Source organism: Clostridium sp. CTA-5, from assembly GCF_054768135.1.
Genome location: NZ_BAAAAT010000013.1, coordinates 40221 through 55835, shown reverse-complemented (window position 1 = coordinate 55835; position 15615 = coordinate 40221). Strand labels below are relative to the sequence as shown.

Below are 15615 nucleotides of genomic sequence, written 5' to 3'. Positions count from 1 at the left end.
ATAAAATGTGGTATAACATTTTAAAGGAGTCATTATGTATAAAAAAGGAGATTTTCATGTTCATTCTACATGTTCAGATGGAAGTTATACCCCAAGGCAAGTCGTTGATTTAGCTAAAAAAAGAGAGGTAGATATAATATCTTTAACTGACCATAATATTACTTCAGGTATAGATGAAGCTATTACTGCTGGAGAAGAACTTGGTGTTAAGGTTATACCTGGTGTTGAACTTTCTACAAGATATAATAATAGTAGAGTACATGTCTTAGGATATTTTAAGGATGATAGTTATAAAGATGATCTTCTTATTGAAGTATTAAAATGTATAAAAAATAAAAAAATAACTATGGTAAAAAAATTATTAGGAAGCCTTATAAATTTTTATGATAGTAAAGAAAGAATATGTGTTGAAAGTGGAATAGAATTGTTAAAATTTTTTGGGGCTACAGTTATATTAGCGCATCCAGTTTTGCTTAATAGGAAAGATTTTAAAAAAATTATAAAACTAAATTTTGATGGATTAGAAGCAAAATATGTTAGTAATACTGAAGAAGATACAGAATATTTTTTAAATGTGGCAAGAGAGAAAAATCTTATTTATACTGCAGGATCGGATTTTCATGATTGTAATAGATTTTACAGGACTCATGGAATAATTGGTGATGTCTATCTAACAGAAAAAGAAATTTATGATTTTTTAACAAAAGGAGAATTGTACCCATACATTTGACTATATTTACTTTAATTACTATTATAGAGTAAATAATACAATAGTGTTTTTAGTATATGTTTTAAAGCGTATACTAAATTAATTTTATAGAATGTTTAGGGGGCAGATAAAATGAAGTTTTCAACAAGAAGAATGGTGTTAATAGGAGTAATGGCTGCAATATGTTTTGTAGGGACTTATCTTCATGTTCCATTAGCATTAGGAGGATCTACAACTATGATACATTTAGGAACTACTGCAATTTTTATTGCGGCTGTTTTGATTGGGCCAGATGCAGGATTGTCAGCAGGAATAGGATGTGCACTATATGATGCATTAGATCCTACATTTGCAGCTTGGATAATTCCAACATTAATAGTTAAAGGATTAACAGGTTATGTTGCAGGAAAGATATGTTTTATGAATAATAAGAATGGTGAAAATTCAATTCAAAATATAATAGGATTTGTAGCTGGCGGAATAGTTTCACTAATTGGATATTTTATATTTAATTGGTTGGTTTTTGTGGGACTAGCTTCAGCAACAATAAAATTGTTGGCATCTATAGGAACAACAGCGTTAGGTCTTGCAATAGCAATTCCTTTATCAATTGCAATAAAGAAAGCAACAACACATATTATAGGAGCTATTAATTAGATAATTATAAATTTAATATATAAATAAAAAAGAGTTTCCATTTGTAATAAGATTTTGGAAATTCTTTTATATTTTTATTCATATTTTATTTTGTTTTTAGTCAATATTTATATTAAAGTGTAAATATTGATTTAAAATATAAGTTTATTTTTAATTATTGAAGCAAAATATGTTACAATTTAGTTGATTGAGCAAAATATAGTTAGAAATAATACGTTGAAAGGTAATAGGAAGTATGAAAAAACCTATAAAAAAAGTAGCTGTGATACATGATATATGTGGAGTTGGAAAGGCAGCATTAACAAATGTTATACCTGTACTCTCAACATTAGGAGTAGAAGCATGTCCAATACCAACAATGGTTTTAAGCACTCATACAGGGGGATTTGGAAACCCTAAGATAGTTAAACTTAAAAGGTATGTGGAAGATGCGTTTGAACATTATAAAGAATTTAATATTGATTTTGAAGGAATTTTTATTGGATATTTAGGAACTATTGATAATATAAAAGAAACTTATGAATTTATAAAAGAAGTAAATAAGGATACTACGTTAGTGTGTTTTGATCCTATCTTTGGGGATCATGGGAATTATTATTCTAATTTTGATGAGAATTATTCTGAAAAGTTAAAAAAACTACTAAAGTATTCAGATATAATAACACCTAATTTTACTGAAGCATGTATTTTAGCTAATGAAAAAATAACAGAATATGTATCAGAGGAACAGCTTTTAAATATTTCCAGAAAATTATTTGATTTTGGATGTAAAAATATTATAATTACAAGTGTTCCTGTTAAAGATAAAAGTAAAATTGCAACATCAATATATTTAGGAAGAACCGATTCAATTGATATAATTATTTCTGATAAGTTAAAAAAATCATATCCAGGAACAGGAGATATATTTACATCGGTATTGATAGGAAAATATTTAAAAGGGATTTCATTATTGGATAGTGTTAAAGATTCATGTAAATTTGTAGAGAGATGTATTAGAGAAAGCAGCAAGCATGATTATGATACTAAAGAAGGTGTGCTTCTTGAATCATCATTAAAATATTTAAATGACTTAAAATAATTAAAATATTTTATATATTTCAAGCACCAAACTAGTTAATGTGGTGCTTTATTTATTTGTATTTATATTTAATAAATAAGATAATAATATAATGTTTATGATTTATTTTGAATGATTATGAATGAAAAAGTTAATCTAAAAAGGTAAATAATAGTAAAAAAATAATAAAATATGATTAAAACTATTTAAAAATGATTATTTTTGAAATATTTTGACTGAAAATGATTGATTTTTATTAAAAAATAGTTTATTATAAAGATGCGGAGTGGTGATAATGTTTACAGAAGAAAGATATAATATAATCCTTCAGGAATTAAATTCAAAGGGGATAATTGCAGTTGCAGATTTAGTTAAAATATTAAATGCATCTGAATCAACAATAAGAAGAGATTTAAATACTCTTCATAATAAAGGCTTTTTAAAGAAAATCCATGGTGGAGCAATTTTAAATGGCGAGAGAGCTTCAAAACACGATTATATGGTTAATATTAGAAAATCACTTAATATAAATGAAAAATTTGAAATTGCTAAATATGCTGCATCATTAATTAAAAATGGAGATATGATTTATTTAGATGCAGGAACTACAACAGGAGAATTAATAGAATTTATAAAAGAGAGGGAAATAACAGTTGTCACTAATGCGATAGTTCATGCAAAGAAGCTTTTAGAAAAGAATATAAAAACTCTTATATTAGGGGGGGAATTAAAAGCGACAACAGAAGCAGTTGTAGGTCCAATAACAGTTGAAGATCTTAAAAAATATAATTTTTCAAAAGGATTTTTTGGAACAAATGGTATAAGTAATGAAAAAGGATATACAACTCCAGATGTAAATGAGGCAATGGTAAAAGCAGAAGCGATAAAAAGATGTAATGAAGCTTTTATTTTAGCAGATGAATCAAAATTAGAGCAAGTAAGTTTTATAACTTTTGGAGAAATAAAAGATGCAGTAATAATAACTAATAAAATAAATAGGAATATTAAATATGATACTAATGTAGTAGAGGTGATTAAAAATGATTAATACAATAACTCTTAATCCATCTTTGGATTACATATTAAAAGTTGATAATTTTAATATAAATTCATTAAATAGAAGTGAAAGAGAACAAATATATGCTGGAGGAAAAGGGATTAATGTTTCTATAGTACTAAATAACTTAGGAGTAGAGAATACAGCATTAGGATATGTTGCAGGTTTTACTGGTGATGAAATAGCAAAACAAGTAAAAGAACATGGAGTAAATTGTGATTTTATAAAATTAGAAGAAGGATTATCTAGAATAAATGTAAAGCTTAAAAGTTCAGGAGAAACAGAAATAAATGGTTCTGGTCCTAAAATTACAAGTAAAGACTTAGAAAAATTATATGAAAAACTTTCAAATTTAAAAGAGGGTGATTACTTAATATTATCAGGAAGTATTCCAAATGGTGTACCAGATGATATTTATGAAAATATAATGAAGAGACTTTTAAATAAAAAAGTTGAATTTATAGTAGATGCAACGAAAGATTTACTTTTAAAAGTATTAAAATATAAACCATTTTTAATAAAACCAAATCATCATGAATTGGCAGAAATGTTTAATGTAGAATTAAAAAATGATAAAGACATAATTACATATGGAAAGAAACTTCAAGAAATGGGAGCTAAAAATGTACTTATTTCAATGGCTGGTGATGGAGCTATATTATTACCTGAAGATGGAGAACCAGTAAAAAGAGAAGTACCAAAAGGCATGCTTAAAAACTCAGTTGGTGCAGGTGATTCAATGGTAGCAGGATTCTTAGCAGGTTATATAAAAAATAATGATATACAAGAAGCTTTCAAGATTGGAATTGCAACTGGTAGTGCAAGTGCATTCTCAGAAGAACTAGCAACAAAAGAAGAAGTTGAAAATTTATTAACTCAAATATAAGGATATGGAGGGAAGAAGAATGAAAATTGTTGACTTATTAAAAAAACAAGGTATCAATTTAGACTTTAATCCTAATTCAAAAGAAGACTGTATAAATCAATTAGTAGATTTAATGGACAAAACAGGAAATTTAAATAATAAGGAAGAATATAAAAAAGCTATAATAGCTAGAGAAGAACAAAGTACAACAGGTATTGGAGATGGTATTGCTATACCACATGGAAAAACTAAAGCTGTAAAAAGAGCATCTCTTGCAGCGGCTGTATGTAAAAATGGAGTTGACTATGATTCTTTAGATGGACAAGTAGCAAAATTATTTTTTATGATTGCAGTACCAGATAATAGTGACAATTTACATTTAGAAGTTTTAGCGCGATTATCAACTATATTAATGGATGAAGAATTCAAGGAAAGTTTAATAAACTGTACAGATAAGGATACATTCTTGAGTTTGATTGATAAAAAAGAAGATGAAAAATTCCCAGCTGAAGTTAATCATGTTAAACCATCTTCAAACAATGAAGGATATAGGGTTTTAGCAGTGACTGCATGTCCTACAGGAATAGCTCATACATACATGGCAGCAGAAAGTCTTGAAAACAAAGGTAAGGAAATGGGTGTTACAATAAAAGTTGAAACAAATGGTTCTGGAGGGGCTAAAAATGTTTTAACTAAAGAAGAAATTCAAAATGCTGAGTGTATAATTATTGCAGCTGACAAAAATGTTGAAATGGGTAGATTTAATGGTAAAAGAGTAATTAAAACAAAAGTTGCAAATGGAATACATAAAGCAGAAGAATTAATTACAGAAGCCATAAGTGGAAAAGCACCTGTGTATAATCATGATGTAAGCAGTAATACATCAGATGAAAATATAGAAAATGAAAGTATTGGTTGTCAAATTTATAAGCATCTTATGAATGGTGTATCCCATATGTTACCATTCGTAATAGGTGGAGGTATATTAATAGCATTAGCATTCCTTTTTGACACATATGATGCAGCAAATCCTAGTAATTTTGGTTCTGGAACACCTATTGCAGCATTTCTAATGAATATTGGTAAGAGTGCATTTGGTTTTATGTTACCAGTGCTTGCGGGATTTATTGCAATGAGCATAGGGGATAGACCAGCTTTAGCAGTAGGATTTGTTGGTGGAGCGATTGCAAATGCAGGACTTACATTTGCAAATGCATTTGATAAAGAGATTCCAGTAGTTAGTTCAGGATTTTTAGGAGCATTACTTGCAGGGTTTATTGCAGGGTATTTAGTTGTTGGACTTAAAAAGTTATTCGATAAGTTACCAGATAGTTTAGAAGGATTAAAACCAGTATTACTATATCCGTTAATAGGAATATTCTTAATAGGACTTATAATAGCATATATAAATCCAGCTATGGGAATAATAAATGAAGCTATTACTAACGGTCTTAATTCAATGGGTGGTACTAGTAAAATTTTATTAGGAATAATCTTAGGTGCTATGATGTCAGTTGATATGGGGGGGCCTGTTAATAAAGCAGCATATGTATTTGGTACAGCATCACTTACAAGTGGAAATTATGAAATAATGGCAGCAGTTATGGCAGCTGGTATGGTTCCACCACTTGCAATTGCATTAAGTACAACTTTCTTTAAAAACAGATATACACAAAGAGAAAGACAATCAGGAATTACAAATTATATAATGGGATTATCATTTATTACAGAAGGTGCAATTCCATTTGCAGCAGCAGATCCATTAAGAGTATTACCAGCATGTATAGTTGGATCAGCAGTAACAGGTGGACTTTCAATGTTCTTTAATTGTGCTCTAAGAGCACCACATGGTGGATTATTTGTAATAGGGATTATAGATAATAAACTTGGATATATTGCAGCAATTTTAGCAGGTGCAATAGTAGGTATGATAATACTTTCTATATTAAAGAAACCACTTGAAAAAACTAAATAAGGCACATTAATATAAAAAGATAGAAATATTTTAAATTATATTTCTATCTTTTTTATGTATGTTATTGAGAATTATTTTATTTGCTATGTTTTAAAACATTCACTTAAAATATATCTATTTTATTAAATTTTTATCCCATATGAACAGTTGATCAGAGTTATTTAAACATCCAAAAAGATTTTTCTTTAAATTAGGAATTTTATTATTAAGATCTTTAATTAAAATTTTAATATCTTCTCTTTTAGTTTTTCCATCAGCAGGACAAGGATTTTTTATAACAGGATAATTATACTTTTTAGTAATATTTTTAATAGAATCTTCTGTTATATAAACCATAGGCCTAATAAGAGTCAAATTATTTTTATCCATAACAGTTTTAGGAGAAAAACAATTTATTCTTCCTTCATAAAACATTGAAAGCATAAGAGTTTCTAAAGCATCATCTTTATGATGTCCAAGAGCAACTTTATTACAGCCTAATTTTTCAGCATTATCATTTAATGCACCTCTTCTAAGATTTGCACAAAGAGAACAAGGATTCTTTTCTTTTCTTATATCAAAAACAATTTTTTTTATTTCAGTTTGTATCTCATAAAATGGTACATTTAATTCTTCACATAAAGTATGCAAAGGCGAATTATCAACGCCACCTGGATTCAATGTTATTGCTATAAGTTCAAATTTTTGAGGCGAGAAATTCTTATATGAATTTAAAAGATGGAGTAGAGTTAAGCTATCTTTACCACCTGAAAGACCAACAGCAATTTTATCTCCATCTTGAATTAAATGAAAATCATTTATTGCTTGACGCATTTTACTAAGAAGTTTTTGCATTTAGTATATCTATCCTCCGAATATCATTAATTTATTAATATCATAACATTTATATTGACATAAAAATCTGTAAGATGTCAACATGAGCGAATATATAATTAAAGAATTTTATTTAATTATATATTTTAAAAATAAACTATTTTACTAGAACTATGGAATTATTAGGGAAATAAGTTTATATGATTTTAATCAATAGTAAATTTATATAAAGTAAGTACTATTAAAATTATATAAAATGGAAATATAAATGTGAAAATAATCATAAAATGAAAGAAAATGAAATATAATGTAAAATACTGTTGACAAGTTTGCTAAAATTATGTCATTATAATAATGATTTACATAATTAGGAGGGGTATACATGAAAAATATAATTAAAAAGATAATACCAATATGCATAATAGGGGTAGTATGTTTAATTGGTTTTCCAGCTTTAAAAGGGGACAAGGATATACCATTAGCTGAAATGGAAGGAATAAAAATAGAAGTTGGTAAAACAACAGTTAAAGAAGTATTAGATAACGGTTTTACAATAAAAGATTCAGAAATATATGAACCTGTAAAAAGCATTCCAGGAAATAAATACACTTTAAGTATAGCTTCTTTTGAGAAAGATGGAAAAGAATATGGAAGTTTTTCAGTTGCTAATACAAGTGCTGTAGAAAAGAACATAGAAGACTGTTTAATCACATCTATTACATATTATTATACACATGATAGTTACTATCAAGATGCAAGTGTTAAAGGAATAGTACCAAAAGGATTAACTTTAGAACAAGTTAAGGAAAAATTAGGAACTCCAGATGATGAATATGATGATGAAATAGTTTATAGATCAGAAAGTAAAAAATATACTTCAAGATTTGGTTTTGATAAAGATGGTAAATTAACAAAATCAGAAGTACAAGTAGACGAACACTCATTATAGAAAACAAAAATAAGCTAATTTAGATAATAATTAATCTATATTAGCTTATTTTTTTTATATATTATTTATTAACTAGCATATTAATTTATTTATATATGTATTCCATTATCTATTTCATTAGTTATAATTTCGATATCATCTGGTTTTTTATCTATAAATAAATTATAAGAGAGCCCAGCTAATACTAAAAATCCTCCAATAACTTTACCTATAGATAAGATATTTAAAGTAAAATAATCAATAATTATAGCTAAAAACAGTTGTCCTATAAAAATAAGCAATGTTAAGTAGAAAGCAGATATCTTTGGGGTAATATAATTTGATAGTATAATTATTACTATACCTAATAATCCACCTAAGTAAGCCCACCAAGGAATTGATTTAAAATTTATTGTTAAAATATTAGTTCTTTCATTACTTAAAATTAGAAAAATGAATGAGAATAACAATCCAACAACAAAATTGAAAACTGTACCCTGTAATGTTCCAAGTTTATCTGCTAGGTTTGAATTTATAATTCTAGCAATTACTATAGAAACTCCAGCTAAAAACGCTGATACTAAAGCTATAAAAAACATGCATCTTCCTCCTTAAAAAATAGTCATTATAAATATTCCTAAGACGATAAATATTAATCCAATAGATTTTTTCTTATTAAATTTAGATATTTTCATTCCTAATAATCCAAAATTATCTATTACAATTGATGCTATAGATTGTCCAAGTAATGCTAATGCAATAGGAATTGAAGCACCAAGTATTTCATAACTGAAATTATTAAAAATAACAGTAAAAACTCCTATAGCTCCAGCACTATATAAATACAAAGGGAGTCCTGTTTCTAGTTTGATTTTTGATTTAGTTATTAAAAGAACAAATAAAATGCCTAAAAGGCCGACAATATGAATTATTACTGTTGAAGTGTAATTACCAGATAGTTTAGATAATGTTCCATTAAACATTACCATTATAGTTATTAAAGCACCTATAAAGGCAGAAAGTAAATTATTCATATAAACGAATTACTCCTTTGCAAAATATATAAGTTCCAATAAAAGTTGTTCATTAATATAAATCTTAAAAGGTTAATAAATGATGTGATTCACCACTTCAGTAAGAAACTTATATAGAAAAATTTATGATATATGCTTCTAAGTATATATTGTTAAATAAAGATATTAATTTAATTAGAACATATATATTAAATTTAATTTAACACAAAATACTTGAAAATAGTTATGACATATGTCATAACTATTTATAATTGAGTTAATATAATAATATTAAGTTATTATTAGTGTTAAATAAACTTTGCTTAATAGAATATATTAAGTATAGAAAGTGGGTTTGGATAATGATCAAAGTAAATAATATTAAATTAATGGATGAATATATTAAAAAGTTTAACATTGATAAACTTTTTGTTAGCGATATGAAACCGTTTATGGAATTATTTCTTTTTAAAAGAAATGAGTATATATGTAAAGATGGTGAAAAAAATAAATATATATTTTTTATTTTAAAAGGTAAGGCAAAAGTATATATAACTTTAAGTAATGGAAAATCTCTTCTTAATTGTTTTTATAGTGACTTTGCTATTGTTGGGGATATAGAATTAATAGATTTAAAAAATCCAGCTACAAATGTACAAGCTATAGAAGATACTTATTGTATAGGTATTAGTTTAGATAATGCAAGAGAAAAATTAATTAATGATATTAAATTTTTAAGATATCTATGTAATTCATTAGGAGAAAAGTTAAATGATTTTTCTAAAAACAGTTCTATAAATTTACTTTATCCACTTGAAAACAGGTTAGCAAGTTATATATATGTTACAGGGGAAAGGGTAAAAACAGAAAATGGAGAAGTGATAAAATTTAATGAAAATTTAACTCAAATATCAGAACTTTTAGGAACTAGTTATAGACATTTGCTTAGAACATTAAAGTTATTTTTAATGAAAGAAATTTTAATTAAAAATGAAAATTATTTTGAAGTAATAAATGTAGAAAAATTAAAAGAACTTGCTTCAGATTTATATAAATAAAAAACTTATTTTTAATAGTAAATAAGAGGAGTATCTCAAATGCATAGTTTTTGAGATAATCAACTCTATAATTTACTATTAAAAAATAATTTGTTTTTTAAGAAATATTTAAAATCTTTTTATCTTTAGATAAACATCATATTTATAACTAAATTCAGGTTAATACTAAGAATCACTTGATTTATTGCTATAATTTTTTTCAAAGTCTTCTATTGGCATTGGTTTAGCAAAGTAATAACCTTGAACAAGATCACAACCGATATTTGTTAAGAAGTCCACCTGTTCTTGAGTTTCAATACCCTCTGATAAAACTGAAATATCAAGATCTTTTGCCATGTTAACGATATTAGATACTATAATCTTTTCTTTTTTACTAATAGTATTGTTAGGAAAAAAACTTTTATCTAGTTTTAAAACATCAATAGGAAGATCTTTTAGGAGATTTAGGGATGAATATCCAGAACCAAAGTCATCAAGCGAGAAACTAAAACCAAGTAATTTTAATTTGATTATTTGTTGTACAAGATTGTCCATGTTATTGAAGCACATATTTTCAGTTAATTCTAATTCAATTAAATTAATTGGAACGTTATATTTTTTTATTAATTTATTTAATCTATAAATAAATGAAGTATCATTTATATGAGCACGTGAAACATTGATAGAGATAGGATAAATATTTTTATCTTCATCTATCCAACGTCTAAGAGTCTTAAAAATTTCTTCATAAACGTAAAAATCTAGTTCGATTATAAATCCATTTTTTTCAAATAAAGGTATAAATTCTCCAGGAGAAATTAAAGTTTTATTAGGACGTAACCAACGAACAAGAGCCTCAGCTCCAACAATTTTTTTGCTTGAAAGTTCAATTTTAGGTTGTAGATAAACTAAAAACTCTTTATTTTCAAGTGCAGTCTCCATAAGACTTTCAATTTTTTTTTCTTTTGTTACTTGAATATGAAGTTTTTTATTATAAAATGCATATTGACTTTTATGAGATTCCTTGATAGTTTTTCTTGCTATATTGGCTTTATCTATTATTGAATATAAATTATTTTTATAAAAATTAATTAAAAAAATACCACTAATAACTGAAATTTTAATATTACTAAAATCTTGTTTTTGAATTTTTATAAGTTTTTCGTTAAATGATTTTAGTCTATTTTTTAAATTTTGAACGGTAGTATATTTTATTAGTGTAATAAAGTTATCTGAAGAAGATCTACATAATAATTCATCTTTTTCAAGCGAATCAGATATAAGGTTAGAAAATTTAATTAATAATTTATTACCAATAGAATAACCTAAAGTATCATTTATATATTTAAATTTATTAAAATCTGAATATATAAGTGCATATTTACTATTCTGTAAGTTATTATTTAATAAATCATTTGCAACTACTTCAAATTTAGATAGATTCATCAATCTAGTTAATGGATCAATTGATGTTGCTATTTCAAAAGCATTGTTTATATCTGGAGAAGAAAGTGATTCATCTTTTGATTTAAATGATACATTAAAGTTAGAATCTACTAAAGTATTTTTGAATTTGTTATCTAAAGAATAATTGTTAGTTTTAGCATCAGAATTAAATAAAGTATCTTTTTTTAAAGAGTTATTGTATATAATACCTTCAGTATATATTTCAAAACAATCTTTTCCGTGTTGTTTAGCTTTATAGAGTGCATGATCAGATTTTTTTAAAAGTTCATCATAGTTATTACCATGATTAGGATAAAGTGAAACTCCAATACTACATGAAATTTTGTAATTTTTATTTTCTCCAGTATATGTGTTTTTAAATATATGACAAATAGAATTAGCTTTTTCATATATATAATCAATACAAGGCACATTTTTTAAAAAAATAATAAATTCATCTCCACCTATACGACCAATAATATCAGAATCATTAAAAGGTTTTTTTATATCAAGTGCAATTTTGGAGAGTACAGAATCTCCAAATATATGTCCAAGATTGTCATTGACTAATTTAAAATTATCAATATCAATAATCATAAAGGCATGAGTAGTTTTTTTATCTTGAGTTTTAAGATAATCATCAATTAAAGATTTACTTACTGTTTTATTATAGAGTTTAGTGAGAGGATCTAACTGGGTTTCTAATTTTAAAGTATAATATTCTTTTTTTTCTTTATCGATATTTAAAACTTTTCCTATAGATCTTATAGGTTTATTATTAAAGTCAAATATAGTAGTTGCTTGTATTCTAACCCATATATAAGTGTCATCTTTAGATTTTATTCTTAAGTCATTACTAACAAATTTTTTACCTGATAAAATTTCTTTTGTTAGAGACAAGAATAGTTCAATATCCTCTTTATAGATATAATTAGATTTAATAATAGTCTTTATAAAATTACGTATTATAGGTTTATTTCCCGTAAGCTTTGTATACTTAGGAGAGTATACAATTGTGTCACTTGGAATAATATATTCAAACAATATATTATCAGATTGTTCTGCAATAATTTTATAGTGGGTTTTAGCTAGCTTTAATTCTTGTTGAAGCTTTTTGCTCTCATTAATATCAACAAGTACAAATAAAAATTGTTTTTCTTTTTCTGTTAACTTAATACAATAACCATTAATTAATAACCAAGTAATAGATTTATCTTTCTTATATACTCTAAATTCAATTTTAACTTCTTCTCTAGAGTTAATTTGTGATAATTTATTAATTAATAAAGGTAAATCATCTTTAAACACTAGATTATCAAATTGATTTTTAAATTTAGATGAAAATTCTTGATTAGAAAATCCTAAAAGTTTATAAAAACCATAATTTGCATAAGAAATAGTTAAAAATTTATTATATGAAATTATAGTAATTCCTGCATTAATATTATTTATTATACTTTGAAGTTTTAAACAATTTTGTTTAAAAAGTCGTTCTTGTTTTTCTTTAATATTATCCATAATACACCATCCCCTTTATACATAGATATAAAATGAATTCAGTTTTCTTTAAAGTTTTTTAGTTAACAATCTTTAGTTTATAAGAAAAAATAATCCTTTAAGTTATTATATTAAGTAGATAATAGTATGGTGCAATTTATAGAGAATATATGTTTTAAAATAGTATTAGTATTGTAGATAAACGAATTTATTAGTTGAAATAGAACCTTATTTTGAAACAAAGTTAAAAGTATTGATAAATGTATAGGTGTTATAAAATTACAGATTTTGGAGATAGTATAAAGTTTATGTACAGAAAGGTTACTTAAAATAGAGTAAATAAATAAGGGCCCTCTCAAAAAATAGTCTAAGAAGGTCCTTTAAAATAGAGTGAATATTTATTAAATATACAATGTCTCTTTGGTTTTTTATTTCATTTACATTAATTCCACATTTTTTTTTCAAATACATTTATTGGCATGGGTTTGTCAAATAGGTAACCTTGAGCCATATTACATCCAATTTCAGTTAGAAAATCAGCTTGTTCTTCTGTTTCGATTCCTTCAGATAGAACTGTTATATCAAGTTCTTTTGCCATTTTAACAATATTAGATATAATTACTTTTTCCTTTTTATTAATATAATGGTTAGGAAAAAAGTCTTTATCTAACTTTAAAACATCTATAGGCAAATCTTTTAATAAATTTAAAGAAGAGTATCCAGAACCAAAATCATCAATAGAACAAGTAAAACCTAATAATTTCAATTCTTTCATAGTTTTTAATAAATAATCTACATTTTCAAAAAACATACTTTCAGTTAGTTCAAGTTCAATTAAAGAAGTTGGTATATTATATTTTTGTGTTAAGTTCTTTAATCTAGGGATAAAGTCAGTATCGTTTAAATGTACCCTAGATACATTTAAAGAAATGGGAATAAGATTTCTTCCATCATTTATCCATGAACGCATTTTTTTAAATACTTCTTCGTATACATAAAAATCTAAATCTACAATAAATCCATTTTTTTCAAATAAAGGAATAAACTCTATTGGAGGAATTATTTTTTTGAGTGGGTTTAACCATCTCACAAGAGCTTCAGCACCTACTATTTTTTTTGATGGAAGCTCGATTTTAGGCTGTAAATAGACTAAAAATTCTTTGTTTTCAAGTGATGAAAGCATAAGATTTTCAATTTCTTTTTCTTTTGTAATTTGCATATGAAGTTTATCATCATAAAAGGCATAATGACTTTTATGAGATCCTTTAATAGTTTTTCTTGCAACGTTAGCTTTATCGATAATAGAAATTAAAGATTTATCATTGGACTTGATTAAATATATTCCAGCTATTAATGAAATTTTTATATTATTAAAATATAATTTCTTAATTTCTATAAATTTGTTATTAAAATTATCTAATCTGTTTTTTAATATTTCCATATTTTTATATTCTAAAAGTATAATAAATTTATCAGCTGAACAACGACAAATCAATTCGCTTTTATAAAGATAAGCAGATGAGAGTTTTGCAAAATCAATTAAGATTTTGTTTCCAATAGCATATCCTAAAGTTTCATTAATATATTTAAATTTATCAATATCGCAGTAAATAAGAGCAAACTGCTTTTCATTTCTTTTGGTTAATAAATCTTTTGCAATAATTTCAAATTTAGTTAATGTTAATAGACCTGTTAACGAGTCTTTTGATGTTATTCTGTCAATAAAATTTGTTATATTAGAAAAACAAATTAAATTTGCCTTCTTATTTGGGGATAAGTCTACTTGTGTAACAGTAGAACTAATCCAGGCACTTAATTTTTTATTATAAAATTCAATGGTATTACTAGAATTACAATTAAATGTTACAAGAGGACAGTGAACACATGGAAAATTTTTATTAGCGAGTACTCTATAGCAACAATCACCGACTTTGGCATTAGGGTATAGCATTTTAATATTAGGACTAATATATATAAGTTCATATGAATCTGGTTTTAACATATAACTATATAAATTTTGATTTTTTGCAACTATAACACTGTAATCGTTATTTATTGTTGAATAATCATTTTCAATATCATTGTATAAAGTGATTTTTTGATTAGAATTAATCAAAAATGGTTTATAATTTTTATCTTTTAAATAAGTAGAAGTATGAATATGACATAGTTTTAATTTAGTGTCATATATTTTGCATAATAATGTAAAACGTATAGGGTCTTTTATAAAAGATTCATCTTTTAAAAGTATTTTATACGTAACTTCCCCAAATACAAGATAAGTTTTATCAGAAAAAGCAACAGGGTAATATTGCTCATTTTGAATTTCAAAATTATAAATGTTTTGTGTTTTAAAATTACAAAGAGATAAAATATCATTAATACCTATGCAAATTTCCTCTTTCCAACTACTAATCCAAGTAATATTTTCATCAATATTTTCAATAATTTTTTTAAAATCTTTTTTAATAAAATAATTATGCACCATTTCTTTAGCAAATGAAGTAACTTGCTTTGCAATTTTATTCATAATATAACCTCTCTTTCATATGGATGTA

Annotated in this window: 13 protein-coding genes; 8 read left to right on the top strand and 5 right to left on the bottom strand. The window is 25.2% G+C overall.

Translation table 11 applies throughout. From position 1 onward, the window contains the following. Positions 1 to 34 precede the first annotated feature (34 nt). From ACYUET_RS17225 to ACYUET_RS17200, 6 genes are all read left to right on the top strand, one after another. Positions 35 to 730, top strand: a complete 696-nt coding sequence (locus ACYUET_RS17225; protein ID WP_460281678.1) for a PHP domain-containing protein — start codon at positions 35 to 37, stop codon at positions 728 to 730. A 111-nt stretch (positions 731 to 841) separates the two neighbouring features. Beyond that, positions 842 to 1366, top strand: a complete 525-nt coding sequence (locus ACYUET_RS17220; RefSeq protein ID WP_460281676.1) for an ECF transporter S component — start codon at positions 842 to 844, stop codon at positions 1364 to 1366. Positions 1367 to 1601: 235 nt separating this feature from the next. After that, complete coding sequence (locus tag ACYUET_RS17215) at positions 1602 to 2447, top strand: pyridoxamine kinase (RefSeq protein WP_460281674.1); 846 nt, start codon at positions 1602 to 1604, stop codon at positions 2445 to 2447. A 274-nt stretch (positions 2448 to 2721) separates the two neighbouring features. Next, the gene (locus ACYUET_RS17210; RefSeq protein WP_460281673.1) at positions 2722 to 3474 is read left to right on the top strand and encodes a DeoR/GlpR family DNA-binding transcription regulator; all 753 of its coding nucleotides are present in this window, start codon (positions 2722 to 2724) and stop codon (positions 3472 to 3474) included. Next, positions 3467 to 4369: a 1-phosphofructokinase gene (gene pfkB, locus ACYUET_RS17205; RefSeq protein ID WP_460281672.1), complete on the top strand. Its 903-nt coding sequence runs from the start codon at positions 3467 to 3469 to the stop codon at positions 4367 to 4369. The genes ACYUET_RS17210 and pfkB overlap by 8 nt, the downstream gene beginning before the upstream one ends. Positions 4370 to 4388: 19 nt before the next feature. Continuing rightward, a complete protein-coding gene (locus ACYUET_RS17200) occupies positions 4389 to 6323 on the top strand; it encodes a PTS fructose transporter subunit IIABC (protein WP_460281670.1) in 1935 nt (644 codons plus the stop codon). 114 nt (positions 6324 to 6437) lie between these two features. Here the strand turns inward: ACYUET_RS17200 and ACYUET_RS17195 are convergent, their stop codons facing one another. After that, positions 6438 to 7157 carry a tRNA 2-thiocytidine biosynthesis TtcA family protein gene (locus ACYUET_RS17195; protein ID WP_460281669.1) on the bottom strand — a complete coding sequence of 240 codons (720 nt, stop codon included), beginning with the start codon at positions 7155 to 7157 and terminating at the stop codon, positions 6438 to 6440. Positions 7158 to 7518: 361 nt separating this feature from the next. Between ACYUET_RS17195 and ACYUET_RS17190 the strand changes: the two genes are divergently transcribed. Then, complete coding sequence (locus ACYUET_RS17190; protein WP_460281667.1) at positions 7519 to 8085, top strand: hypothetical protein; 567 nt, start codon at positions 7519 to 7521, stop codon at positions 8083 to 8085. A gap of 89 nt (positions 8086 to 8174) precedes the next feature. On the opposite strand, the gene ACYUET_RS17185 is transcribed toward ACYUET_RS17190, so the two are convergent. After that, on the bottom strand, positions 8175 to 8663 hold the full coding sequence (locus ACYUET_RS17185; protein WP_460281666.1) for a DMT family transporter: 489 nt from the start codon (positions 8661 to 8663) through the stop codon (positions 8175 to 8177). 12 nt (positions 8664 to 8675) lie between these two features. Next, positions 8676 to 9098: a DMT family transporter gene (locus tag ACYUET_RS17180; protein WP_460281664.1), complete on the bottom strand. Its 423-nt coding sequence runs from the start codon at positions 9096 to 9098 to the stop codon at positions 8676 to 8678. A gap of 341 nt (positions 9099 to 9439) precedes the next feature. Here ACYUET_RS17180 and ACYUET_RS17175 point away from each other — a divergent pair, with 341 nt between their 5' ends. After that, a complete protein-coding gene (locus tag ACYUET_RS17175; protein ID WP_460281663.1) occupies positions 9440 to 10135 on the top strand; it encodes a cyclic nucleotide-binding domain-containing protein in 696 nt (231 codons plus the stop codon). Positions 10136 to 10300: 165 nt separating this feature from the next. Here the strand turns inward: ACYUET_RS17175 and ACYUET_RS17170 are convergent, their stop codons facing one another. Both ACYUET_RS17170 and ACYUET_RS17165 read right to left on the bottom strand, forming a co-directional pair. Further along, complete coding sequence (locus tag ACYUET_RS17170; RefSeq protein WP_460281662.1) at positions 10301 to 13078, bottom strand: EAL domain-containing protein; 2778 nt, start codon at positions 13076 to 13078, stop codon at positions 10301 to 10303. Between the two features lie 421 nt (positions 13079 to 13499). Further along, positions 13500 to 15587 (bottom strand): putative bifunctional diguanylate cyclase/phosphodiesterase, encoded by a 2088-nt coding sequence (locus ACYUET_RS17165; RefSeq protein ID WP_460281660.1) that lies wholly within the window; start codon positions 15585 to 15587, stop codon positions 13500 to 13502. Between the last annotated feature and the right edge of the window lie 28 nt (positions 15588 to 15615).

Bases quoted from the DNA above. Each gene is read 5' to 3' on its own strand.
- ACYUET_RS17225 (WP_460281678.1), top strand. From the start codon at position 35: ATGTATAAAAAAGGAGATTTTCATGTTCATTCTACATGTTCAGATGGA.
- ACYUET_RS17220 (WP_460281676.1), top strand. From the start codon at position 842: ATGAAGTTTTCAACAAGAAGAATGGTGTTAATAGGAGTAATGGCTGCA.
- ACYUET_RS17215 (WP_460281674.1), top strand. From the start codon at position 1,602: ATGAAAAAACCTATAAAAAAAGTAGCTGTGATACATGATATATGTGGA.
- ACYUET_RS17210 (WP_460281673.1), top strand. From the start codon at position 2,722: ATGTTTACAGAAGAAAGATATAATATAATCCTTCAGGAATTAAATTCA.
- pfkB (WP_460281672.1), top strand. From the start codon at position 3,467: ATGATTAATACAATAACTCTTAATCCATCTTTGGATTACATATTAAAA.
- ACYUET_RS17200 (WP_460281670.1), top strand. From the start codon at position 4,389: ATGAAAATTGTTGACTTATTAAAAAAACAAGGTATCAATTTAGACTTT.
- ACYUET_RS17195 (WP_460281669.1), bottom strand. From the start codon at position 7,157: ATGCAAAAACTTCTTAGTAAAATGCGTCAAGCAATAAATGATTTTCAT.
- ACYUET_RS17190 (WP_460281667.1), top strand. From the start codon at position 7,519: ATGAAAAATATAATTAAAAAGATAATACCAATATGCATAATAGGGGTA.
- ACYUET_RS17185 (WP_460281666.1), bottom strand. From the start codon at position 8,663: ATGTTTTTTATAGCTTTAGTATCAGCGTTTTTAGCTGGAGTTTCTATA.
- ACYUET_RS17180 (WP_460281664.1), bottom strand. From the start codon at position 9,098: ATGAATAATTTACTTTCTGCCTTTATAGGTGCTTTAATAACTATAATG.
- ACYUET_RS17175 (WP_460281663.1), top strand. From the start codon at position 9,440: ATGATCAAAGTAAATAATATTAAATTAATGGATGAATATATTAAAAAG.
- ACYUET_RS17170 (WP_460281662.1), bottom strand. From the start codon at position 13,078: ATGGATAATATTAAAGAAAAACAAGAACGACTTTTTAAACAAAATTGT.
- ACYUET_RS17165 (WP_460281660.1), bottom strand. From the start codon at position 15,587: ATGAATAAAATTGCAAAGCAAGTTACTTCATTTGCTAAAGAAATGGTG.